The sequence below is a fragment of the Streptomyces sp. NPDC091387 genome, assembly GCF_044756945.1.
Lineage (GTDB): Bacteria > Actinomycetota > Actinomycetes > Streptomycetales > Streptomycetaceae > Streptomyces.
On record NZ_JBIVTZ010000023.1, the window covers coordinates 2,249 to 3,362 of the forward strand.

At 73.7% G+C, this 1,114-nt stretch carries 1 protein-coding gene and 1 pseudogene; one reads left to right on the top strand and one right to left on the bottom strand.

From position 1 onward, the window contains the following. On the top strand, positions 1-781 hold a 781-nt coding region (locus ACIQM0_RS34135; protein ID WP_401294315.1), incomplete at its 5' end, for a helix-turn-helix domain-containing protein. A 43-nt stretch (positions 782-824) separates the two neighbouring features. Here ACIQM0_RS34135 and ACIQM0_RS34140 read toward each other — a convergent pair. Continuing rightward, positions 825-1,114, bottom strand: a pseudogene (locus tag ACIQM0_RS34140) (nuclease); the annotation flags it as partial.

Genomic DNA, 1,114 nt, shown 5'->3' on the forward strand with positions numbered 1-1,114 from the left:
TCTGCTCAGCCGCTTCTATTTCGCACGGCTGTTCAAGGAGGAGACCGGGATCACTCCCGGCAGATTCCTGGCAGCGATCCGTATTCACGAGGCCAAGCGGCTCATCAAGCACACCTCGATGAGCATCATCGATATCTCCTACGCGGTCGGCTACAACAGCCTGGGGTCGTTCACGAACTCCTTCACGTCCGGTGTCGGGGTCTCCCCGAGCCGGTACCGGCGGCTGGCGCGGGACGGCGGGGACGGGCTGCCGGGGCCCAAGCCCGATCTTCGTGCCGGGTACGGCACGATCGCGGGCACCGTCAGTCTCCCGGCCGGCCACGGCAACGCGCGTGTGTTCCTCGGGGCTTTCGGCACACCCGTGGTCCAGCACCCGTCCGTAGCCTCGGCCGTCCTCGACGTACCGGCCGGCCGGCCGTCCTGCTACGTGCTCCAGAACGTTCCCGAGGGGGAGTGGCACCTGCTCGCGGTGGCGGTCGCCGACGGTGTCGGGCCCGGGGCCCGTACCCGGCGGACCGCCCTCGTCGCGGGGCGCGGCCCGGCGACCGTGCCCGTCACCGCCGGTGTGATCGTGAGCGCCGCGGTACGGCTGCGGCCCGCACGGGCCACCGATCCGCCGGTCCTGCTGGCGTTGCCCGAACTCGTCCCGCCGGCCGGGGTCGTGTCCCGCCCCGGCTGTGTCTCCCTCAGTCCGGGGGCCGAGCCGGTGGCCGGGGGGCGCCGGGACGCGGGCCGCCTCCGGGTGGCGTCCGCGGTGCCGGAGCCGGCCCCTGTGGCGTAGGCCGCCCCGGGCCCTGCCCGCCGGGCGGCTCTGGCCGGGCAGGTCACAGAGCCACGTCCTGCTTGGCCTTGAGCTGATCGGCGAGCAGGTGCCACTCGCGGCCGATGCGCTCGGCGATCGGGGCGATGACACCGGCCCAGTGCGCCGGGACAGCGTCGACCAGGTCGCTCCGCTCCTCGTCCGGGTCGGTGACGTGCGCCTGCATCCAGCGCAGGAATTCCCGGCCGCCCGCCGTGTACCGGATGGCCGGGTCTCTGGCCATCTTCGCCGCGACCGCCGCCCACGCGGGCGGCACCTCGCTGTGGTTCCTGCGGTGCGGTGCGGTGTCGGTGC